The following is a 22,985-nucleotide window of genomic DNA, read 5'->3' as shown; positions in this document are numbered from 1 at the left end:
GCTCAGTTTTATTTTAAAAGTGAGGTTTTTTATTAAAAACGAGTAATTTTATAGGTAAATATAATTATTTTATAAAAATTTACAATATTTCAAAACCTTGCTACAATTTCAATCAGATTCTTCTGAAAATATGAAAAATCGAAACTTGGAAAATAGCAGGGGGTTATCTTTTTGAAGAAGAAAAGTTCGTTGAAGGTTCTATCCAGCGTCGCGGCAAGTGCTGTCTTCGCTTCAACATTATTTGCGGGTTCGTTTGCTGGGCCAACTGCAGCACCCAAGAGTGTGGCAGCTGCGACAGCTCCTGAATCTGCACCAATAGACTTGAACATTGTTGACCAGGATCGCCTGGCAAAGGCTTTGCAGGAGCGAGGCCTGATTGCGAAAGGTGCTTCACCTGAGGAAGTCAATAAAGCGGTAACAGAATATATTAAACAGAAGCAGGGAGCAAAAGCAGGCAAGACAGATAATCACGCTGCTGAACATGAAATGGCAAAGAAGTCCAAGGACTTTTTGACAAAGCAAAAGGACAAGCTGACTAAGCAGCTTGAAAAAGGGCATGACAACTACAAAACGGGCAAGCCAACTGGATATGCGAAAGTAGATCCTGCGAAACAAGCTGCTTACAATGGTACAGTCAGGGAAGATAAGGTTCTTGTTCTTCTGGCTGAATTTGCAGACTTCAAGCACAATAACATTGAGCAAGAAGAAGGCTATATGTATTCAGACGACTTCAGTCGCGAGCATTATGAAAAAATGCTGTTCGGTGACGAAGAGTTCACATTATTCAATGGTGAAAAGGTTCAAACGTTCAAGCAATATTATGAAGAACAGTCTGGCGGCAGCTACACAGTTGACGGACATGTTACGGACTGGGTGACGGTACCTGGAAATGCAGCAGATTATGGTGACGACAATCCAGAGGGCGGACATGATAACCTGAATCCTAAAGGACCGCGTGACTTTGTAAAGGATGCATTGAATGCTGCTGTTGAAAGCGGCCTTGATCTTTCTCAGTTTGATGAATTCGATCTTTATGATTTAGACGGCGACGGAAACCAGAACGAGCCGGATGGACTCGTTGACCACTTGATGGTCCTTCACGCTGGTGTTGGCCAGGAAGCTGGAGGCGGCAAGCTTGGTGACAATGCTATTTGGTCACACCGCTGGGTATTGAATGGCGTTCATAGAGTCCCTGGCACTGAAGGAACTGCTCAAGTACCATACTGGGGCGGATCAATGGCTGCCTACGACTACACAATCGAGCCTGAAGATGGAGCAGTTGGTGTATTCGCACACGAATTCGGACATGACCTGGGTCTTCCAGATGAGTACGATACACAGTACACTGGACAAGGTGAGCCGGTTGCATCATGGTCGATCATGAGCGGCGGCAGCTGGAATGGAGCAGTAGCAGGCACAGAGCCGACAAGCTTCTCTCCACAGAACAAGGAGTACTTCCAAAAGATCATGGGCGGCAACTGGGCTAACATCACGGAAGTGAATTACGATGAAATAGACGAAAATGGTTTAACTGCTGTTATCGACCAGAGTGTAACGAAGTCGAAGAATAACGGTATTGTAAAAGTTAATCTTCCTAAGAAGAAGGTAAAAGGCATTGAGCCTGCTTTCGGTGAAAAGTACTACTACAGCAAGAAAGGTGATGACCTGCACACTGCATTGGAAACACCTATATTCGATCTTACAGCTGCAACGACAGCAACTTTCGACTACAAAGCATGGTACGAAGTGGAATTCGATTATGACTATGTATATGTAAATGCTGTGACTGAAGACGGCACGGAAGTTCAATTGGATCTTATCGGCGACGAAAACACTGCTGGCGGCATGGAAACAACTCAAGGGCAGTGGGAAGACAAGTCTTATGACTTAAGCCAGTTCGCAGGACAGAAAGTGAAGCTTGTGTTTGATTATGTAACAGACGGAGGACTTGCTCCTGAAGGTTTCGCAATGGATAACCTTAGCCTGACTGTTGACGGCGAAGTTGCTTTCTCTGACGATGCAGAAGGCACTCAACAAGTGACTCTTGATGGTTTTATTTCTACAAACGGTTTATTTGATAAAGACCACTACTACTATCTTGAGTGGAGAAACTACGCTGGTGCTGACAAAGGCTTGATTGAAGGCCGCGGCGTGAAGTACAACACTGGTTTGGTTGTCTGGTATGGTGACGACAGCTTCACAGACAACTGGGTTGGCGTCCACCCGGGAGAAGGCTTCATCGGGGTTGTTGACTCTCATCCAGAAGCAATCGTCGGCACGCTCAATGGACAGGATTCTGTAAAGAGCAGCACACGCTACCAAATCTCTGACGCAGCATTCTCACTTGATAAGGCACCTGCCTGGACAGTTGATTCTCCATCACGCGGAGTGTTCGATTATGAAGGCCTTCCAGGTGTGGCAACATTTGATGACTCACACAAGTACATCAACGAACTGATCCCGGATGCAGGCAAAAAGCTGCCTAACTACGGATTGAAGTTCCAGGTCATCGGCGAAGCGAAGGATAACTCAGCTGGTGCAGTTTGGATCCATAAATAAGATTTAGGTTTTGAAGACATCAGGCGAATTCTCGCTCGATGTCTTTTTATGATATTCGGAGACAGCACACGCTCGATGTCTTTTTATGAATTGGAAAAAATCGCTCAGAATTTCCAACTCGCCAATAAAATAGGAATTTCGCCAATATAATAAAAATTTTCGCCAATAAATCTGTAGAATCGCCAATATATTTAAATTTTCGCCAATAAAGTTGTGAAATCGCGAATAAAACGCAATCAGGCAAAAAACAATCTATAATAAAAAGTGCAAAACGCCAATTTTTAGGGGAATACTGGACTTATAATCGTGTTTTAGCTAGTATCAATACTAGAATGTTTAACTGAAGGAGAAAATCATGTCAGAAACTCAACAAATTATCGCACAACTACAACCGTTCCTGCAGCAGGCCTGGGAGAAGGCCGGATTCGAGACGATGACTTCTGTCCAGACGACAGCAATTCCGCTAATAATAGAAGGAAAAGATGTTGTCGGAGAGTCACCGACTGGTACTGGTAAAACTTTGGCGTACCTGCTTCCTGTTTTAAATAAAATCGATCCTAAAATGCAGAATACTCAGGCAGTCATCCTTGCTTCGTCGCAGGAGCTTGTTATGCAGATCCTGTCCGAAATCCAGAAATGGGGCGAAGGCAGCGGAATCAAATCGGCAAGCTTGATCGGCGGTGCGAACCTGAAGCGCCAGATTGACAAGCTGAAAAAGAGCCCGCACATCATTGTCGGAACTCCAGGACGGACGAATGAACTGATCAAGCAGAAGAAACTGAAAATGCATAAAGTCCATACAGTCGTCCTAGATGAAGGCGATCAGCTTCTGACCCCCGAGCATAATGAAACGGTAAAAAGCATTGTCAAGTCGACACTTGCTGATCAAAGACAGCTTCTGCTATTTTCAGCCACTCTTCCAGAGACTGTCGAAAAATCAATCAAGAGATTGGCGAAGGATCCAGAGATCATCAATGTCAAAAAGGACGAAACGATCGATGCTGCCAAAGTTGAGCATATTTATTTTCTCAGCGAGCAGCGTGACAAGATCAAAGTTCTTGAGAAGATTGCCCGCCTGGATGGAACGAAGTCACTTGTTTTTATTAAGGACATCGCGAACCTGACTATCGCTGCTGAAAAACTGAAGTTTAAGGACATTCATGTCGGCCAGCTGCACAGTGATTTGGACAAGCAGGACCGTCAGCGTTATTTGAATAAGTTCCGGGACGGTAACAGAGAAATGCTGCTAGTCACCGAAGTTGCAGCGCGTGGTTTGGATATTAAAGGTGTCACTCACGTTGTCCACTATGATTTCCCGAGAGAGCAGGACCAATACATCCACCGCTCCGGACGCACAGGCCGATTTGGCGCGGAGGGAACCGTAATCTCGATCGTTAATGAACGGGAAGAACGCGATTTGAAAAGGTTCTGCAAGGCACTTAATATTACGCCGGTGCAAAAAGAATTTTACGGCGGTAAAATTGTCGACCCAGAATAATGAGTTACGAAGCTATAGGATCTACTTCTATAGCTTCTTTACTGCAAACAAAGGTTTTTTTGAAAAAGAGTCAGAATATATATTCCGTAGATTATTTTTGAAGGCAATGAAAAAGCGGTTGTAATCACCAGCCGAATTCACATAGCCTTTTTGAAAGGAAATGTTGAACGTGAAAAATCCACATTTGAATACATTGATGGCAGAGTGGCTGCTGGAAGCGACGATTGATGAGATGCAGGAGAAAATGGAGAAGGGCGAGCTGTCTTCCCATGATCTTGTTCTGATGTATCAGGCCCGAATCGCGGCTTTTGATGAAACAACCAAATCAGTGCTTGAGGTGAATCCGGATGCATTACAGATTGCGGCTTCACTGGATGCTGAACGAAAACAGAAAGGTCCCAGAGGCCCTTTGCACGGTATTCCGGTCCTTGTAAAAGATAATATCGATACAAACGATAAAATGCATACTAGTGCTGGATCGCTGGCATTAAAGGACTCCTTTGCGCAGAAAGATTCCTTTGTCGCTGCAAAGCTAAGGGAAGCAGGCGCCGTCATTCTTGGCAAGACGAATATGACAGAGTGGGCAAACTTCATGGCGAATGGCATGAAGAGCGGATACAGCTCCCGCGGTGGCCAGGTGCTGAATCCGTACGGTCCAGGGAAGTTTGATGTCGGCGGCTCGAGTGCTGGTTCCGGCGCCGCAATTGCCGCTAATTTGGCTGCGGTTGCGGTTGGAACAGAAACAGATGGCTCGATTTTAAATCCTTCTTCCAAAAATTCATTGGTGGGCATCAAGCCGACAGTCGGACTTGTCAGCCGCAGCGGCATCATCCCGATTGCCCACACTCAGGATACAGCTGGCCCGATGGCGAGAACTGTAAAGGACGCGGTTTACCTTTTGGAAGCGATTGTCGGCCAGGATCCGCAAGACCCGGCAACGATGGTCAGCTTTCCGGAATTCAGTCACGGCTCTCTTTTCGATGAACATGCATTAAAAGGAGCCAAAATCGCTGTTGTCAGGGAAGAGTATATTGGCAAGTGGACCCAGGAGCAGGAGCATATTTTTCAAAAAGCGGTTGAAAAACTGGAAGAGCTTGGCGCAGAGATCGTTGAAGCAGAAATCCCGGCGGCGAAAGCAACCTGGGGGTACAAAGTTTTGAGCTATGAATTCAAAGCGGATTTGAATGCTTATCTGAACGGTCTGGCACCGAATGTTCCAGTCAGGACGCTTGCTGACGTGATTGCTTTCAATTATGAGCATGGCGAGAAAATGCTGAAATACGGGCAGGAAGTGCTGCTCGAATCGGATGCGACAAGCGGGACACTGACCGAGGCTGAGTACCTCGAAGAGCTCGAATACAATCTTTATATGGCAAGGGAGCAGGGAATTGACTATGCATTGAAAGAATATGGAGCGGATGCGGTGCTGTTCCCGATGGATGGCTCAACAATCGGCTCAAAAGCAGGGTACCCATCCGTTACGGTCCCGACTGCTTTTACTGAAGATGGAGAGCCAGTCGGCATCACCTTCACAGGTACCGCCTTCAGCGAACCATTTCTGATCAGGCTTGCCTATGCATACGAGCAGGCAACTAAGGTGCGCCAGGTGCCTGAACTTAGAATAAACGCCGGAGAAAAAATCCATACTACTTCATGAATCCATCAAAAGGAGCGAGGTAGAATGGGTAGACAAAAGCTTGGCAACGGAAACGCCCAGCGCAACAACAACAAGAAGAAGGGCAACAATACACCCGAAGAACTAGTCGAATTCACAACAGGCCAGAAAGAAAAGAAATTCAACAATCCGATTGATTGACAGCAAAGTGCCCCGGCGATTGTTCGCCAGGGCACTTTTTAAAAATTGTCCTCATTCACAAGGCTGATGCCGCCTTATTAATGTCCGCTGCTCCTATCAAAGTTGCTTCCTGAAACGTCGGCGACATTTTCAATGGCGACAAGCGCATTTGGATCGATTTCGTTGACAACTGAGCGCAGTGTGGACAATTCGATCCGGCTGACGATGGTGTAGATGATTTTCTTTGGTTCACTTGAAAAAACACCCTGGCCCTGGATGTAGGTCATGCCCCGGCCTAATTGTTTTAGCAATGCTTCGGCGATTTCTTCAGGAACATCGGAAATGATTGTGACGGATTTTAGCTCCTCCATCCCTTCGACGACGACGTCGATCATCTTGAAGGCAATGAAATAGGTGATGATGGAGTACATGGCCGTTTCCCAGCTGAACACTAGCAGGGCGGCTAAAATGAAGATGAATAAGTTCATGACCATGACAATCTGACCGACAGAGACGGTGCGCTTTTTGCTGACAAGGATGGCGATGATTTCGGTTCCATCCAGTGCGCCGCCTGCCCGGATGACCAGACCAACCCCTGTGCCAAGGATTACCGCTCCGATGATCGTTGCTAAAAATAAATCATCCGTCACAGGTTCAAAATGGTGTAAATAAGCAGTCGCGCCGGATAAAATAATGACTCCATATAAGGTGCGGAACGTAAATTTCAATCCCATTCTCCGATATCCGATATATAGGAAAGGAAGGTTAAACACTAACAGGAATATACTCATCGAGATGTTCGTCAGTTCCGCTGCGATGATTGACAGCCCGATGACCCCTCCGTCAAGGATCGCGTTAGGAACAAGGAACAGATCGAGCCCGAATGCCGCGATAACCGCGCCGATTGTGATCGTCACAAGCTGTGTGACCTCTTTGATTATTCTTTTTTTCTTCGTTGTTGCCACTAAAGATCAAACCCTTTTCTATTAAGAATGTTTTCGCATTGATTGTTGCTTTTCGTTATTAATCTATCAACCGCATATTGGCTAGCTTCAAGGGGCCCTTTTCTAGCAGCTCCTTAACTGAAAATGCATAAGAAAACGTAAATATTCATAACCTGATTTTTACGTTTGACTATGAAAGCAACAAAGTTTACGAAAAGAGACTCTATAAAAACTCTACTATTAATTAGTAATGTATGTACTATACTTATTGTATCAAACATTAAAGCTAGCTGGTATTTTTTCATTATATATCCATGATTAGTAAAACCGGTAAATGGGGTAATGAGAAGGGGGAAGTTATTTGAAATTACGGAGGGGCTTTTTTTGGCTAACAATACTCAAGCTAAACATAAATCAAATAATCAGTCAGATTCAAAAAATAAGAAGAATCATCAGACTGGTAAAAATAAGAGAAAGTCATATATGAGAACTAACCCTAAGCCGCAGGAGAATGAGGAAAACAGACTGAAGCGGGCTGATGAAAGAAATCAAAAGCATGATGGCAATAAAGGAAGCGAAAATGGGAAGCCATCACATCAATCAAAAAAAGAAAAGGGCAACTCTTCTTCAAATCATTCAAAAAACGATAAAAGCAGGTCTTCCACCCAACAGGCCGGCAATGGCAATGGAAAGGCATCTTCCAATCAATCCAAGAATGGTAAAGAAAATGGCAAACCAGCCTCAAAACAATCGATAAACGGCAATGGTAATAAGGGTGGGAATGAAGGCGGCAAGAATTCATCAAACAAAAATCCTGATTCAGGAGCGAAAACTTCAGAAGATCAAGAAGTAAAGCATAAAGAGCAATCCGGCAAGTTCGAGACGGCCTTTAACAGGATTCACAAAGCGCTGAAGGAAATGGTAAAGGGAACGGACAGCGATGCGTTCGTGGAACTGCTGTACTCTGGGTATAAAAATCATTCATTGGTTCGTAAATATAAAAGTGAACTGCATCAGTTTGCGAAGCTCCGCAATGCGATTGTCCATGAGCGGGTGAACGCAGATTATTATATTGCCGAGCCGCATATCGAGGTGGTCGAACGGATTGAGGAGATCGCAAGGGAGTTTGAGAAGCCGCAGACGGCACTATCAATCGCGACCAGCCCGGTGTTTTACTATTACGAGGATGCCTATCTTAAAGATGTTCTAAAGGTGATCAATAAGTTTGATTTTACACGATTCCCTGTCTACGACAAGGATGATAAGTATGTTGCCTTGCTGACTTCAACGGAAATCATCCAGTGGCTGGCGAAGCATTTTTCCGACAGTGTGGTCCATTTCGAGGATGTCCGTGTAAAAGAGCTTTTGACGAAGGGGAAAAATTACTTTGTGACCTTTGTGGATGAGGCTGCATCACTTTATCATATTGAAGAATTATTCGAGCGATACCATACAAGAGGCAAGAAACTGCAGGCAGTCATCATTACGGAAACGGGAGACCGCCACGGGAAGCCAATTGGAGTGATAACGCCGTGGGACTTGCTTGACAGCGATCCGGAAGATTGAGCAGCCAATCTTCCAGCTGTCTCCAGCGTGAATCCAGTGTTTTCAGTGTGTGAACTGTCATTGACGATAAACCAGGGATGCTGATATACTTCAGCTATCTAAACTATTTTTAAAACCGAAATAACTCTTATCAAGAGCGGCGGAGGGACAGGCCCTGTGAAGCCCGGCAACCATCGTTTAAAATGAAAGGTGCTAATTCCTGAAGATTGCAGTCTGAAGATAAGTGAGGCTGACTGTAACCTCTCCTTATTTGGAGAGGTTTTTTATGATTATTTTTTCCATACTACAAATTCTAAAAGCAGGTGACCAAATGGCGAAAAAATTTGAAACGGAAGTACTTCATTCCATACATAAGAAGCAAACAGGAATTAAGAGCAAGGCGACACCGATTTATCAGACATCAGCATTTACCTTTAATGACCTTGATGAGCTTGAGGGCTTTTATCAGGGAGAGGGAAATTATTTATATTCAAGAGTTGGAAATCCGAATACGGATGAACTTGGTCAATCCTTAGCGGCACTTGAACTTGCGGAAGACGGGGCAGCAGCTTCCTCTGGTTTGGCTGCGATTTTAGCTGGTGTCCTGGCAGTGGTGAAGAATGGCGATCATATTGTTGCGGCTGATGATGTTTACGGCGGCAGTTTTCATATGCTGAAAGCTGAATTGGAGCGCTTTGGAATCGAAACAACGTTTGTCTCGTTTGCAGACCTAGAAAATGTAGAGCAGGCCATCAAATCCAATACGAAACTTCTTTACACAGAGTCCATCACAAATCCGCTCCTCCGTGTTGAAAAATTGGAGGACGTCATTGCGCTGGCTAAGAAAAGAAATCTTACTGTATTAGTTGATAATACGTTCGCTACACCGCTTTATGTCCGCCCGTTATTGCTAGGAGCCGATCTTGTCGTCCACAGTGCCACGAAATACATCGGAGGCCACAGTGATGTTACCTCTGGTGTTATCGTTGGCAAGAAGGTATTGATAGCAGAAGCGCGCGCAAGAATCGTGAATCTTGGTGCGAACCTCAGCCCGTTTGAAGCGTGGCTGACTTGCAGAGGGTTGAAGACCCTTGCTTTAAGAATGAAAGCTCAATCGGAAAATGCCAGGTTGCTGGCTGACAGTCTGAAGGAACATCAGAATGTTTCAAAGGTATATTATCCATTTTCAGAAGGTGAAAAAGGTTTTGGTGCCATCGTAACAATTGAACTGGCAGAACACGTGGATACAGACAGGTTTTTGAAATCGCTTGGTTGGATAAAGATTGTGCCTACACTTGCGGGAGTTGAAACGACTGTCTCCCATCCGCTGAAAACCTCCCATCGCGCGCTGCCTCCAAAGGCTCAGGCAGAGCTTGGCATTACGTATCGACTAGTCAGGATTTCAGTGGGAATCGAGAATAGCCAGGATATAATCGAGCAATTTGAAGCTGCACTGACTGAGGCTGGAAATTAAAAAATTTCGGGTTGCTTCGAATTTAACTAAAAAAGTCTCTTTGGTTTATCATATCAGCAGTTAATCGTTCGACATAAGGTTTACGCCTCCTGTGTGTGGGTATTTTTATAGGGACTACTCGTCTAAAGGAGGCTTTTAATATGTTTGAACATGAAAAACATCTTGTTGGAGTATATGATAACGAGCAAGACGCAATCCAGGCTGTTGAGGACCTGAAAAGACAGGGATACTCAACCGATGACATTTCTGTAATCAGTAAAAACGAAGATGAGGTTCACGATGTAAACGAAGCTACCGGTACAAAGACTGAGGAAGGTCTTGCTGCAGGAGCGGCAACAGGCGGCGTATTAGGCGGCCTTACTGGATTATTGGCAGGCATCGGCGCACTTGCGATCCCTGGAATCGGTCCAATCGTAGCTGCGGGCCCAATCGCTGCGACACTTACTGGCGCTGCAGTAGGCGCAGGTGCAGGCGGTTTGGCTGGAGCACTGATCGGAATGGGTATTCCGGAAGATGAAGCAGAACGCTACGAAGGCTATGTAAAAGAAGGTAAGATTCTCGTTGTTGTCGAGCGCGACGAAAACAGAGTTGGCCTGAATGATCGTACTACAGCGATTGATGGCACTAGGACTGGAAACCCAGTTGATGCACCGCTGACTTCGGACAACCCTGCCAACACTCGTTTTGATAACACACGCGACTTTTAATAACCATGCCATATAAAAAGGCTGCCAGATCATTCTGGCAGCCTTTTGGCATCCTACGACTTACTCTTTCTCTCCGTATCCAATAAATCGATCCGACTGGCGTCATCGTAATTGAAAGCGGATGTGATGAAGAACATCAACATGCCGCCGATTATACCGAGACAAATGACAAAACCAATGGTCATCACCCAAAGATAGCCCATAATTCGCATTCCTCCCTTGATTAATCTATATGCAACGTGCTTGTGATGTTTTCTTATAAAAAAATAATAAAGTATAATTTCTTGGATTATTCTCATCCTATCAGGTGAGGAGGATGGAAAATGTTCAAGAAAATAATATTAGCTCTGCTTTTAATGGTAATAGCCATCCCGACTGTTTCGTTTGCCCAGCAAGTCCACACAGTACGGCCCGGGGACACTCTATGGAAAATTTCAGTCAGGTACCAGGTTGGACTTTCCGAAATCATCGCCGCCAACCCGCAGTTTAAAAATCCAAATTTGATTTATCCTGGCCAGAGGGTGAATATCCCTACAATAAGAGCAACAAAGAGTATCGAAAGCCAGGTAATCCAGCTTACAAACCAGGAGCGCGCCAAGAATGGCCTGAAGCCACTTGCTGCTGACTGGCAGCTCTCCAGGGTCGCCAGATATAAATCAGCAGATATGAGAGACAAAAATTATTTCTCCCATACCAGTCCCACATTCGGCAGTCCCTTCACGATGATGAAGAGCTTCGGAATCAATTACCGAAGTGCTGCCGAAAACATTGCAGCCGGCCAAAGAACACCAAATGAAGTGGTCCAATCATGGATGAACAGTCCTGGGCACCGGAAGAACATCCTTAGCCCTGCGTACACCCATATTGGTGTCGGGCATGTAACCGGCGGCAACTATGGTCACTATTGGACGCAAATGTTTATTGCAAAATAAATAGTACGAATGGAAATAACCCGGTTAATGGAGACCGGGTTATTTTTTTGGTTGCCCCAGAATTGAATGGTCCGGTATCAAGCTAAGCCTCAGGTCCTAGTGCAAAATCAAGCTCAGGCACGTTATTGAATTTTTGCCAGAAAGGTAAGATGTAATCATAAGAGATAAGGAGGAATTGAACATGAAAAAATTTGGTTTACTGGTTGCCGGTTCCATTGCAGCCATGGTGCTGATTTCAAACCTTGGCCCGCTCGTCGGACTTGGGGTCAGCCTGCTGGTGCTCTACTTCGTCGTCAAACAATTTTTAAAGACAGATTCAACTGCCGCAAAGATCGGCTGGGGAGTCGCCGGCTTCGTCATCTTGATGGCGACAGCTTCTAACGTCCCGGCTATCCTGGGAATCGCAGCTGCTTATGTCCTGTACCTTGTATACAAGAACTGGGATAAAAAAGAGGATGTGATTCGCGAAGATAACGATCCTTTCGTCAACTTTGAAAAGCAGTGGGCACAATTGAATAACAAATAAAATCATCAATATCAAAAGGAGAGATAGTAAATGGCAAATCTATTAACAAGAATCAAAAACACGGTAATGGCAGATCTTCACGAGGCACTTGACCAGAAGGAAAAGAAAAATCCGATAGCGTTGTTGAATCAGTATCTTCGCGAATGTGAAGCGGAAACAGAAAAGGTCAGAAAGCTGCTCGAGCGCCAAGGACAGTTGAAGGAACAGTTTGCCCGTGAACATCAGCAAGCACTTGAAATGGCCGAAAAACGGAAGTATCAATCAGAGGTGGCGATGAGAGCCGGTGAAACGGACCTCCAGGAGTTTGCACAGCAGGAACAGGTGCAGTATGAAGAGCGCGGAGCCAGGCTGAAGGAAGCAAAGGAAAATGCGGTCAAGCAGCAGCTCGAGCTTGAGCGGAAGTATGAAGAAATGAAGCATAAGTTAAAAGACATGCACATCCGCAGGCTTGAACTGATGGGCCGGGAAAATGTAACACGCGCCCACCATAGAATGGACCAGGTGCTCGATAACAATCCATATTCTGACCAAGCTTATTCAAGGTTCGCAGACATGGAAAACTACCTTGACCAACTCGAGGAGAAAGTGAACAACAACTATAATCGCAATACAATTGACAGCAGGATTGCCCAGCTCGAAAAAGAGTTCAAAAATAAAGAAACACATACTATTTGATAGGCAAAACATGGTATTCTATAGAGGCGCAGGCAGCTGCGCCTTTTCGGATATTACCTCGAAAAGACTTCATAATAAAAATCCTCTATCATATATTCCATTTTTAAAATAAATCTAGGGGAAGGGAGGAAAACAGCATGTTGGACAACATGAAAAATGATTATGTCAGCTGGATTGTGATTACTGGACTTATATTGCTTTTGCTAGAAGTGTCATTTTTTAACGAAGGACTGATTTTCTCCCTTCTGGCAAGCGGAGCGATGGTCTACTTCGGACGCTCCTTGATGCCGAAGAAATCTGGGAAACTGCTATTCTGGGCAGGTTTGTTCTTTTTGCTGAGCAGTGTTTTCAGCATGATGACGTTCAGGTTTTTTCTATTAGCGGTACTGATCTATCTTGCCTATCAATTTGCCCAGTCGAAAAAGAAGCCGGAAGTGATCACGCCAGTTTTACAGGAGCCTGAAAAAGAAAACAGGAAGGAAATGCTGGTCGAAAAGCCTCCTCTTTTTAAAAATCGTTTGTTTGGACATCAGGAAACGCCTTCCCATGTGTATGAGTGGAACGATGTCAATATCCAGACAGGAATTGGCGACAGTGTCATCGACCTGAGCCTGACGGTGCTGCCGAAGGGAGAAACGGTGGTTTTCATCCGTAATGTCATTGGCAATGTAAAAGTGTATGTGCCATATGATTTGGAAGTCACCCTCAGGCATTCGTCAGTCATTGGCTCTGCTGAAGTGTTTGAGCATGAGGAAGGAAGGGTGCTGAACCAGAGTCTGTATGTGCAGACTCCTGGCTATGACGACGCTGAGCAGAAAGTGAAAATTTTCACCTCGATGCTTGTCGGTAATATCGAGGTGAAACGCATATGACGACAGCGATGCGCCAAATCTTATGGGGATTGACTCTAGGAATTATTTTATTCATCGCCGTGACTTTGTCTTTTGTGCTTGTTTTCCCTATAGCAAAGCTTTCTGATTTATGGAACCGTGAGCTGATGGATATTCCTTTCATCATTTTTACCTTCAGCATTAGTGTTGTGTTGGGTGTCGCGTTTGGTATGGCGTCTGGGACATACTGGCGAAAACAATTTGGGACGGTTGATAACTGGCTTTTTCAGCTGGAAGAAGGACAGGAGCCCGAAATTGAATCGAATCAGACATACGCAGAAATTTCCTCGATTTCAAAAAGAGTAGGGAAGCTTCATAAGCAAATCTCTGAAAAAGCGATGCTGTCACAGCGGCTGGCGACTGAAAAAGCAGAGGAACAAGAGTCGCGGATCCAGGAGATCATTTCACAGGAACGTAACAGGCTGGCGCGTGAACTGCATGACTCTGTCAGCCAGCAGCTTTTTGCGGCATCGATGCTGATGTCTGCGATCAATGAAACAAAGGGCCCTTCCGAAGACCGGGAAACAAAGCAGCTGAAGATGGTCGAGGAAATGATCCATCAATCGCAGCTCGAAATGAGGGCGCTGCTTCTGCACCTGCGTCCCGTTGCCTTGAAGGGCAAATGCCTGCAAGAAGGAATCGAAGAATTATTGATCGAATTAAGGCAGAAAGTCACTATGGATATCAAGTGGAAGGTCGAGCCATTCCCGTTGGATAAGGGAGTCGAAGACCATTTATTCCGCATTCTCCAGGAGTCTGTTTCGAATACGCTTCGCCATGCAAAGGCGGAAGAGCTCGAAGTATTGTTGATCAAGCGCGATGATAAAGTGATCATGCGTATTGTCGATGATGGTATTGGTTTTAACGTAGAAGAAGCAAAAGCAGGATCATATGGCCTCCAGAATATGCACGAACGTGCGGGGGAAATCGGCGGGACATTGAAGATAGTCAGTGTCGAGAACAAAGGGACCAGGCTTGAAGTCAAGGTTCCAATTTTAGTGGTGGCGGGTGAGAAGAATGATTAAAGTTGTGTTTGTAGATGACCATGAAATGGTGCGGATTGGCGTTTCGTCGTATTTATCGGCCCAGCCGGATATTGAGGTAATCGGCGAGGCGGATAACGGGAAGAAGGGTGTCGAGATGGCGCTCGAGCTGCGGCCGGATATCATCCTCATGGATCTGGTCATGAAGGAAATGGATGGTATCGAGGCGACAAAGCAGATTATCGAGCAATGGCCCGAAGCGAAAATCATCATCGTGACCAGCTTCCTTGATGATGAAAAAGTATACCCCGCGCTCGAAGCCGGGGCAACGAGTTATATGCTGAAAACCTCGAAAGCCAGTGAAATTGCTAATGCGGTAAGAGTTACATACTCAGGCCAGCCAGTGCTCGAGCCAGAAGTGACGGGAAAGATGATGATGAAAATGCGCCAGAAGAACAACGTCGAGCTGCATGAAGAGCTGACAGAGCGGGAAATGGAAGTCTTGAAGCTGATTGCCGAGGGAAAGACCAACCAGGAAATTGCCGATGAACTGTTTATCGCTTTGAAAACGGTGAAGACACATGTCAGCAATATCTTAAGCAAGCTCCAGGTCCAGGACAGAACCCAGGCAGTCATTTATGCATTCAGGCATTCTATCGTAAAATAACAAAGGGAGGTGCACTGTATGGAGCCGTTTTTTGGTTTGTTTGGCCTGTTTGGGATATTGCTTTCAATCGGTCTGCCTATCGTTTTAATAGTCCTTTTTGTCATGCTGGTCACCAGCACAAAAAGACAGGAAGCATTGTTGACGGAGATCCTCACGGAGTTGAGAAGGAAGGATTCAACTCAGGATCATTTTGATCAATAAAACAAAAAGGCTCTTTTCTCAAACTTTGTTGCTATTGTCTACAAAATAGGATGGAATGACCTATTTTTCTTCGCAAAGTTGACTCTTTTGTGAGAAAAGAGCGTGCAAACTTAATACCGACCTGCAAAATGGCCATATATTACGTTGAAATCGGCTTTAGGATTTCAACAAAAATCTTTCCGAAAACAGCCAACAAAAAAGAGGCCAATGGCCCCCGCTAATCTAATTCGCTTTTTTGTCGATTACATCTAATTTCATAAGCATTTCGCTTAGCGCTATGGATATGACTTCCCGTTCCTCAAACTCATTTGGATAACGGGAAGCGCTATTTATATAGTCATGCTTTTCAGCTAACTTTTCCTTTATCTTTTTACACATCCAGAGCTGGTAATCAGAAAGTTCCAGTTGTCTCAGCATTTGTCACCCACTCCTTCATTAGTTATCCCTTACCCGTGAGCCAAGCTAGCTTAAACGCTTTATATACAACATTATTGTTCTGGGAAAAATTGAAAAAAGTCAGTGTGAGAGACCAGACATGGAATTAATCAAACCTGTGATTAACAGAGATAAGTTATTGAATGAGGCAGTAACGCTCAGGAACAGTGGCTGGCACTGGTTGGTTTTAACGGGGAGAAATTGTGGCTGAAATAGGATATGGCAATTGGATTGTGATCAGCAGAAACAAGGGGATTTGCGAAAGAAGTCTGCCATTTACATATGTGGCCCGTTGTTCCTTTCCTCGCCAAAACCGGGAACATATCCTTTGTTTATATGCCCGGTTTTACTGGTCCATCATGAGACCGGGAACATATCCGTTGTTTATGTTACCGGTTTTACGATTTCATCATAAGACCGGGAACAAATCAGGAAAAACTTGCTAAAATAATAATGGAATTGTAAAATAAACCTAACTATTATTGAACGGAGGTGAGGAGAGATGATCAAGACTGTTTTTGTACGCGGATTTTGGAATGAATTCCTTTATTTTTGTCGTGCAAAATTTGCTGTTGCAGCTGCCAATGGGATACGTATGTCCTTTTTTAACAGCTCAATATCAAATACAAACGGTAGGATCATCTCTTTTCCCGCTTAGGAATATGTTTCGGTGAATGTGGAGGGCAGGCTAAGTCTCTCTTTGCATTCAAGGAATCCAGAAGCCAGGAGCAGAGCCATCTGCCCCTGGCTTTTTTGTGCTTTTAAAACAAACCGGGCGGCGTCAGCTGAAAAGGGGGATCGTTAATAGGAGGGAAAAATGATGATAGCTTGCAGTATTAACCATATAAGCAAAATGTACGGAGGCAATCTGATTTTTGAAGATTTGTCTTTTGAAATAAACGAGAAGGACAGGGTTGGGCTGGTCGGACCCAACGGTTGCGGCAAGACAACGTTGATGAAGCTGATCGCGGGCATGGAAGAAGCGGATCAAGGAAAGATACATTGGAAAAAAGGTTTGAACATCGGCTACCTGGCCCAGATTCCTGTTTATGAGGAGAGGATAACCGCCAGGGGAGTTCTGGAAACAGCCTTTGACGAGTTACTTGAAGTTCAGGCGGAGATGAAGCAGCTTGAAACCAAGATGGCAGAAGCCGGCGAGGATTCGCATAAGCTTGAAAGGCTGCTGGCGAAATACGGAGTTCTCCAGGAGAAGTTTACTCTCGGAGGCGGTTATGAAATGGAAGCAAATATTGACCGCATTGCCAACGGCTTGAAGATTGAGGGCATGCTTGATTCGAATTTTAACAGCCTTAGCGGCGGTGAGAAAACGAAGGTCGGTCTGGGGCTGAGTTTGCTGAAGAATCCAGATTTATTGCTTCTCGATGAGCCGACAAACCACCTTGATATCATGGCGGCTGAGTGGCTGGCTGAGTTTCTGAAAGAATATGATGGTACCGTTGTGATTATCTCGCATGACCGTTATTTCCTTGATGAAACAGCGACAAAAATCCTCGACCTTGAAGATGGAGAAATTGACCTCTATCATGCCAATTACTCCGGGTTCATCAAGGAAAAAGAAGCGAAATTACTGCGGGAATTCCAGGCATTTGAAGAGCAACAGCGAAAAATCAAGAAAATGAAAGAGGCAATCAAGCGATTGCGTGACTGGGCGAATAGATCGAACCCGCCAAGTGCGGCTCTCCATAAAAGGGCGACGAACATGGAGAGAGCGCTCGCCAGGATGGAGAAGCTGGACCGGCCGATTTTAAACAGGAAGAAAATGAATTTCGAACTGGATACAGGTGCGCGAAGCGGGAAGGACGTACTCGTTTTTAAAGATGTGCATAAATCATTTGGAGATCGACAACTTTTCTCGAAGGTTAATCTTCAGCTTCACTATCAGGACCGTGCGGCGATTGTCGGCGAAAATGGTTCGGGTAAAACAACGCTGCTGAAGTTCGTCCAGGGTGAACTTGCACCTGACCAAGGAGAAGTCCGAAACGGAAGCAATGTCAAAATCGGTTACCTATCACAGCATATGGAGCTTTCCAGCCAGGACGGCACCGTGCTAGATGCGTTCCGGAATGAGGTAGTCATGAATGAGGGAGAGGCCCGGAATGTGCTCGCCGGTTTCCTGTTCTATGGTCAGGATGTCTTTAAGAAAGTTTCCCAGCTGAGCGGCGGCGAACGAATGAGGCTTCGTCTCGCGCAGTTGATGCACCAGGATCTCAATTTCCTGATTCTAGATGAGCCAACCAATCATCTGGATATCGATTCACGAGAAGTACTGGAAGAAGCGCTGGCAGGGTTCGAGGGTACGCTCCTGGCCGTCTCCCATGATCGCTATTTCTTGAATAAGCTATTTGATAAGGTTTACTGGCTGGAGGGCGGAGAGCTGACGGAAATAGAAGGCAATTATGACCGGGCGAGAGTGAAAATGGCGGAGAAGAGGAAGCTGTGGGAGGCTGCAGCACCTGCACATGCGGAATCTGTAAAGCATTCAATCAGGCAAGAAACAGTCAAGGAAGCTGTTATAGATGAAGAAGCTCTGTTTGAGGAAATCGAGAGTCATGAAAAATCAATTGGCGAGCTTGAACAGCAAATGGCCATAATGACCGATCTCGCAAAGCTCCAGGAGCTTCATGCTGAAAAAGAAGTTTTAGAGTCAAAACGAAACCAGCTGTATTCAAAGCTTGAGGAAATATCATGATAGTTGAAGAACTGCTTATATTAGCAGTTCTTCCTTTATTTTACTGGAAAAAACATGCTGGAATTTCCAATTCGCTATAAAAAGGAGAAAGTCGCTATAAAAAGTGAAAAGTCGCTATAAAAAACAAAAAGCCGCTATAAAAAATGAAAACTCGCTATAAAAATAAGAATTCCACTATATTTAAAAGGAACTCGTTATTAAAATAAGAAATTAGCTATAAAGAATAAGAATACCGCTATAAAAAAATGAAACTCTGTATAAATAATAAGAATATCGCTATAAAAATAAAACTTTCCGCTATTGAAATGTAATCCTTGTTATGAAAACTCGCCAAACAGTGGAAGATGACTCACGCATACACCTCAAAATTTACCCTTTCATATTGTCCGGACTTGTCTCATATGTTTATAGGAGTAAATGAGACAGGATTGGGAGAGAAGCTATGAATACTTTTTTAAAAGGGATGTCTATCCTTGTGGTTGCTACTTTTCTTGGAGAAGTGGTGGAGTTCCTCGTCAATATGATTCTCGCAAGGGAGCTTGGGGAAAGCGGGATGGGGCATTACATGACGATATTGCCGACGATTTTCCTGATCATGATGCTCGCGAGCTTTGAGCTGCCGGTGTCGATTTCAAAAATGATCGCGGAGAGGGATGAGTCTTACCACCGGAGCATGATCAAGCATGCCATCAGGCTGGCGGTAGTATTCACTGCGATTTTGCTGATTGCGGCTGCTTTTGTGCTTCCAATCATTCCTGTGTTCAAGGATTATCACCCACTGCTTAAATGGGTCGTCCTGTCACTGATACCGGTTATGACAATATCCGCTATCGCCAGGGGATTTTTCATGGGAAAACAGGATATGGGAAAAATCGCAATTTCCCATTTTATCAGAAGAGCTGTTCAGCTCCTGCTGCTCTCAGCGGTTTTTCAGTTTTTTGAGTTTGGGAGCGAAACAGCTCTCCTTGTTGCCTTTTGCACACTGGCGGGAAGCGAACTCGTTGTCTTCCTTTATCTATTACATTACTTTGTTATGTCTTACCAAAGGATTAAAAGTGTTCCGGGTAAGCATGTAAGCGGGCGAGAGGTGAGAAAGAGTCTGGTGGAGGTTTCCGTGCCGACGACCGGCTTGAGAATTTTTCATTCGCTGACACATGCTGTTCAGCCGTTTTTGATAAAATTTGCGATTGTCAGTGCAGGGTTATCATCCGAAATGGCAACGGAACAATTCGGGATGATGGCGGGAATCGCAATGACGATTGGATTTTTCCCGGCGTTTATAGCCCATTCGTTCCTGATCATCCTGATTCCGACTGTATCGAAGGCTTATGCGGAAAAAGAGTTCTTCAAGCTGCAAAAACTGCTTCAGCAAGTAATGCTGCTGACATTGCTTTATGGATTGCCAGCTGTAACGGCTTTTTACTTTCTGGCAGAGCCTCTGACCAATACTTTTTTTCATTCTAAGCAGGCAGCAGTATTTTTGCAGCTGCTTGCGCCATACTTCCTGTTCCACTACTTTACTATACCGATGCAGGCTTATCTGATCGGACTTGGATTGGTGAAGGACGCCTTTATTCACTCTGTTTATGCTACGATTGTTACCTTTTCCCTTATTTACCTCTTGGGCTCGAGACCCGAATGGAGGATGGAAGGGGTCATCGTCGGAATGAATACGGGGAGTATGGTCATCTTACTGCTGCACTACCTGACGATTTGCAAAAAAATCGGCATTACCTGGCTGGCTAAGAGCCCGATTAAAGATTCGAGATTTTAACAGGAAAACAAAGAACTTTCGCAGAATTAATTATACAGCTTAATTTTTCAGGAGTGATGAAGTGGAAAAAGTATTGCGCGGGCACCATCTCCTCTGTGTGCATGGTTTCCGGGGGATGGGCTACAGCCCTGAATTTGTGAAAAAGATGGAGAGTATCGTAAAAGATATACGCGACCCTGAGCAGGATTTTTACATAAAGGTGGTCGCTGCGTTTGATGACGCATGCATGTCTTGTCCGCATAGGGGGCTTGAGATTTGTGAGGCGAGTGAGGGTTCGAATGAACATGTGCTGACGATGGATGGGAATGTCATTCGTCATCTGGGGCTGGTACCGGGAGAACATTATCTAAAATCTGAGCTTGTCCAGTGGACGGCGGAAAAGGTTGAACCAGATGACCTTGATATGCTTTGCAAAAACTGTTCATGGCTGCAATACGGAGTGTGCAAAGAAGGAATTGCCAAGCTCAGAGAAAACAATAAATGCCTGACTCGCGGTGGATGAACCAAACCATCGGGTCAGGCATCTTCAAATATTTCTTCTATCCGGGGGTTGTTGCCATATAAAATAAGTTTATCGCCAGGCTCCAGTTTGGTATCATATGCTTTGTTGCGGATATTGATTGCGCCTCTCTTGATGAATAGGAGCATGACATCATCCTCTTTGTCCACAATTTCATCGAACGTCCTATCCGCATATCGGGAGTCTTCTTTTAGAGCAATTTCCCTGACCTCATCATCATCGTCCATCAAAAGGACATCACTGATTGGCAAATCTGCTAACTCGTAATTCTCTTTTAATTCACTTTTCATCTTTTGGCCGATCTTCTTTTGTACTGTCGGCGCCTTTAAAATAAATAACAATGCTAAAAGTCCGACAGCAACATAGGCTATTTCCATGGTATAAAAGCTATCAGATAAAAGCTTACTTATAGCAGAGATGATGACTGCCAGCGAGAATGCCCCAAACAAAATCAGGAAAGCCCCCAGTTTTCTTCTGACAGGATGATCAATGATCAATTCGGATTCACCGGTCGTGAATCCAGTGCCCGTTAGCATCGAAATGACCTGGAACCGGGCGATTTTCCGGTCAAGGCCGGTTGCCACAAATATGGATGTGTTAATCTCAATCACTGTAAAAACAATGAACAGATAGATGAAAATGAATAGGATACCCATAACCTCCATCCCCCTCGCCCTATATAGTATTGATCGACGAGGTGTGAATTAAACAAAAATAGACCGGGGAAGGCTTTCCCCGGACATTTTTATCGCTGTTCTTGTAAGTTCTCGTTGTAATAGTTCACTCCGTACATAGAACCTTCACTGACCATTTTGTTGTCTTCGACATCATTTGGGTCTGGGTTGCCGGCTTTTTGTACTGGCAGCACATCTGTCTTGGATGGCATGACTTTTTCTTTTACCTGGGTGGCCATCTCGGTAAGTTTTGCTTTATTTTCAGGCTTCATTGCCATCCATAATGCTGCGGCTCCTACACCTAACATGACTGCATTTTTTGCTTTTGCTTGCATATTTACCCCTCCTATTAATGATTAGTTTATGCTTTTGTCTGTACTCTTTTTTACCCTCTCTATAAAATTCAGAAACATTTTTAAAATGGTAGGTTTGCCAAGTATTAGACGAATCGTTTCAAGCTGGCTGATAAAGGGAAGAGTAGTAATTAGTTGATAAACATAATGAAAGGTCTGAGACCATTGAAACATATATTTAATGAAAAAAGATGGAAATGGTATGATTTCCAACAGAAAGATGAGGAGAAGATAAAGGAGCTTATCTCACAAAGTCCCGCTAGACGAGAATGGTTAGAAAATATAAAAGACCGCAAAGCAAATCTCCTTGACCTGAATACCGAGACTAAGGGAGATGAGTACATTTGGGGCTCTCTTATTTATCAGCAGGATATCGAGGAGAAAGGAGAGAAAAACATTTTTCATTTTTACATCTGCGAAGACTTCTTTATAACGGTGGATTTTGACTTTTCCATACTTGATGTTAGTGATATTGGTGTTCACAAACAGATGGAACAGGCCGAAAATGCGGTTGAAGGCTTTTTCATTCTCCTGGGTAAAATTTTAGCGAGCTATTTGCAAAAGATCGATGCCTATGAAGAACGACTTCATGAATTATTATGGGAAATGAAGGAACAGAACAACCTTGAAATCCTCGAGAGAATCTATGAAAATCGCCATGAGCTTCTGATATGGAAAAATCTAGTTATTCCGATTGTTGAGTTAAAATTCATCGCAGAAGAGGCATATGGAAAAGGCGTCCACGAACAGGCAGAATTCAACCGCGTTGAAACCCGTGTAGAGCGCATCAGGATGTTATTGACAGAATACCAGGAGGCAATCGATACAATGATCAGATTAGAAGAAGTCGTCTCGACCCATCGCGGAAATGAAATCTTTAAGACCCTGACTGTCATAACAATCCTGTTTACGCCAGTAACAGCTTGGGGAGCGGTGTGGGGAATGAACTTCAAGTTCATGCCGGAGCTTGAATGGAAATTCGGCTATGTATTTGCCGGTGTGTTAATATTCGCTACAACAGCAGGCCTATACTATTATTTGAAGAAAAAAGGCTGGATTGGAGATATCCTGAAAGTGAAAAAGAAGAACAGATTCTTTGAATGACGTTCGATAAACTGCTTCC

General features: G+C 44.5%; 23 protein-coding genes and 1 riboswitch. Of the genes, 19 read left to right on the top strand and 4 right to left on the bottom strand.

Translation table 11 applies throughout. The features are described 5' to 3' along the window. Positions 1–171: 171 nt before the first annotated feature. The 4 genes from J7E37_RS07400 (at position 172) to J7E37_RS22225 (ending at position 5,873) form a co-directional block, all read left to right on the top strand. On the top strand, positions 172–2,559 hold the full coding sequence (locus J7E37_RS07400) for an immune inhibitor A domain-containing protein (RefSeq protein ID WP_215023284.1): 2,388 nt from the start codon (positions 172–174) through the stop codon (positions 2,557–2,559). 355 nt (positions 2,560–2,914) lie between these two features. After that, positions 2,915–4,057: a DEAD/DEAH box helicase gene (locus J7E37_RS07395; RefSeq protein ID WP_214735728.1), complete on the top strand. Its 1,143-nt coding sequence runs from the start codon at positions 2,915–2,917 to the stop codon at positions 4,055–4,057. A 169-nt stretch (positions 4,058–4,226) separates the two neighbouring features. Continuing rightward, complete coding sequence (locus J7E37_RS07390; RefSeq protein ID WP_353049991.1) at positions 4,227–5,714, top strand: amidase family protein; 1,488 nt, start codon at positions 4,227–4,229, stop codon at positions 5,712–5,714. Positions 5,715–5,738: 24 nt separating this feature from the next. Continuing rightward, positions 5,739–5,873 carry a hypothetical protein gene (locus J7E37_RS22225; protein WP_023625781.1) on the top strand — a complete coding sequence of 45 codons (135 nt, stop codon included), beginning with the start codon at positions 5,739–5,741 and terminating at the stop codon, positions 5,871–5,873. Between the two features lie 77 nt (positions 5,874–5,950). Here J7E37_RS22225 and J7E37_RS07385 read toward each other — a convergent pair whose 3' ends face one another. After that, positions 5,951–6,817 (bottom strand): YitT family protein, encoded by an 867-nt coding sequence (locus J7E37_RS07385; RefSeq protein ID WP_215023282.1) that lies wholly within the window; start codon positions 6,815–6,817, stop codon positions 5,951–5,953. A gap of 363 nt (positions 6,818–7,180) precedes the next feature. On the opposite strand from J7E37_RS07385, the gene J7E37_RS22025 reads away from it, so the two are divergent. From J7E37_RS22025 to J7E37_RS07335, 10 genes are all read left to right on the top strand, one after another. Further along, positions 7,181–8,362, top strand: coding sequence for a CBS domain-containing protein (locus J7E37_RS22025; RefSeq protein ID WP_251009528.1), 1,182 nt, complete (start codon positions 7,181–7,183; stop codon positions 8,360–8,362). Between the two features lie 124 nt (positions 8,363–8,486). After that, positions 8,487–8,588: riboswitch (SAM riboswitch) on the top strand. An 84-nt stretch (positions 8,589–8,672) separates the two neighbouring features. After that, positions 8,673–9,815 carry a trans-sulfuration enzyme family protein gene (locus J7E37_RS07375; RefSeq protein ID WP_214735725.1) on the top strand — a complete coding sequence of 381 codons (1,143 nt, stop codon included), beginning with the start codon at positions 8,673–8,675 and terminating at the stop codon, positions 9,813–9,815. A 140-nt stretch (positions 9,816–9,955) separates the two neighbouring features. Beyond that, positions 9,956–10,522, top strand: a complete 567-nt coding sequence (locus J7E37_RS07370) for a YflT domain-containing protein (RefSeq protein WP_214735724.1) — start codon at positions 9,956–9,958, stop codon at positions 10,520–10,522. 323 nt (positions 10,523–10,845) lie between these two features. After that, a complete protein-coding gene (gene safA, locus J7E37_RS07365) occupies positions 10,846–11,454 on the top strand; it encodes a SafA/ExsA family spore coat assembly protein (protein WP_215023281.1) in 609 nt (202 codons plus the stop codon). 181 nt (positions 11,455–11,635) lie between these two features. Then, the gene (locus tag J7E37_RS07360; protein ID WP_214735722.1) at positions 11,636–11,980 is read left to right on the top strand and encodes a lmo0954 family membrane protein; all 345 of its coding nucleotides are present in this window, start codon (positions 11,636–11,638) and stop codon (positions 11,978–11,980) included. Positions 11,981–12,010: 30 nt separating this feature from the next. Beyond that, entirely contained in the window at positions 12,011–12,655 is a 645-nt protein-coding gene (locus tag J7E37_RS07355; protein ID WP_214735721.1) for a PspA/IM30 family protein, read from the top strand. Between the two features lie 137 nt (positions 12,656–12,792). Next, entirely contained in the window at positions 12,793–13,527 is a 735-nt protein-coding gene (gene liaF, locus J7E37_RS07350) for a cell wall-active antibiotics response protein LiaF (RefSeq protein WP_215023278.1), read from the top strand. Then, a complete protein-coding gene (locus J7E37_RS07345; protein WP_214735719.1) occupies positions 13,524–14,570 on the top strand; it encodes a sensor histidine kinase in 1,047 nt (348 codons plus the stop codon). Before liaF ends, J7E37_RS07345 begins: the two co-directional genes overlap by 4 nt. Next, entirely contained in the window at positions 14,563–15,195 is a 633-nt protein-coding gene (locus tag J7E37_RS07340) for a response regulator transcription factor (RefSeq protein WP_214735718.1), read from the top strand. The genes J7E37_RS07345 and J7E37_RS07340 overlap by 8 nt, the downstream gene beginning before the upstream one ends. Before the next feature lie 18 nt (positions 15,196–15,213). Further along, a complete protein-coding gene (locus J7E37_RS07335; protein ID WP_214780211.1) occupies positions 15,214–15,396 on the top strand; it encodes a hypothetical protein in 183 nt (60 codons plus the stop codon). A 222-nt stretch (positions 15,397–15,618) separates the two neighbouring features. Here the strand turns inward: J7E37_RS07335 and J7E37_RS07330 are convergent, their stop codons facing one another. After that, on the bottom strand, positions 15,619–15,813 hold the full coding sequence (locus tag J7E37_RS07330) for a hypothetical protein (protein WP_192469657.1): 195 nt from the start codon (positions 15,811–15,813) through the stop codon (positions 15,619–15,621). Positions 15,814–16,333: 520 nt separating this feature from the next. On the opposite strand from J7E37_RS07330, the gene J7E37_RS22220 reads away from it, so the two are divergent. The 4 genes from J7E37_RS22220 to J7E37_RS07315 all read left to right on the top strand — a co-directional run bounded on the left by J7E37_RS22220 (position 16,334) and on the right by J7E37_RS07315 (position 20,817). Further along, the gene (locus J7E37_RS22220) at positions 16,334–16,489 is read left to right on the top strand and encodes an RAxF-45 family protein (protein ID WP_285289108.1); all 156 of its coding nucleotides are present in this window, start codon (positions 16,334–16,336) and stop codon (positions 16,487–16,489) included. A gap of 162 nt (positions 16,490–16,651) precedes the next feature. Continuing rightward, positions 16,652–18,541, top strand: coding sequence for a ribosomal protection-like ABC-F family protein (gene abc-f, locus J7E37_RS07325; protein ID WP_215023276.1), 1,890 nt, complete (start codon positions 16,652–16,654; stop codon positions 18,539–18,541). Positions 18,542–18,983: 442 nt separating this feature from the next. Further along, positions 18,984–20,315, top strand: a complete 1,332-nt coding sequence (locus J7E37_RS07320; protein ID WP_215023274.1) for a polysaccharide biosynthesis protein — start codon at positions 18,984–18,986, stop codon at positions 20,313–20,315. Positions 20,316–20,430: 115 nt separating this feature from the next. Further along, complete coding sequence (locus tag J7E37_RS07315) at positions 20,431–20,817, top strand: DUF1284 domain-containing protein (RefSeq protein ID WP_251009548.1); 387 nt, start codon at positions 20,431–20,433, stop codon at positions 20,815–20,817. A 14-nt stretch (positions 20,818–20,831) separates the two neighbouring features. On the opposite strand, the gene J7E37_RS07310 is transcribed toward J7E37_RS07315, so the two are convergent. Together J7E37_RS07310 and J7E37_RS07305 are read right to left on the bottom strand one after the other, a co-directional pair. After that, the gene (locus J7E37_RS07310) at positions 20,832–21,491 is read right to left on the bottom strand and encodes a TrkA C-terminal domain-containing protein (protein ID WP_214735713.1); all 660 of its coding nucleotides are present in this window, start codon (positions 21,489–21,491) and stop codon (positions 20,832–20,834) included. Positions 21,492–21,580: 89 nt separating this feature from the next. Beyond that, the gene (locus tag J7E37_RS07305; protein WP_214735712.1) at positions 21,581–21,844 is read right to left on the bottom strand and encodes a hypothetical protein; all 264 of its coding nucleotides are present in this window, start codon (positions 21,842–21,844) and stop codon (positions 21,581–21,583) included. A gap of 153 nt (positions 21,845–21,997) precedes the next feature. Between J7E37_RS07305 and J7E37_RS07300 the strand changes: the two genes are divergently transcribed. Then, positions 21,998–22,966: a magnesium transporter CorA family protein gene (locus J7E37_RS07300; protein ID WP_215023272.1), complete on the top strand. Its 969-nt coding sequence runs from the start codon at positions 21,998–22,000 to the stop codon at positions 22,964–22,966. Positions 22,967–22,985 lie beyond the last annotated feature (19 nt).

Origin of the sequence: Bacillus sp. ISL-39, from assembly GCF_018613295.1 — a bacterium.
Lineage (GTDB): Bacteria > Bacillota > Bacilli > Bacillales > Cytobacillaceae > Mesobacillus.
The sequence above is the reverse complement of the archived record's forward strand: the minus strand, read 5'-3'. Positions and strand labels throughout refer to the sequence as shown.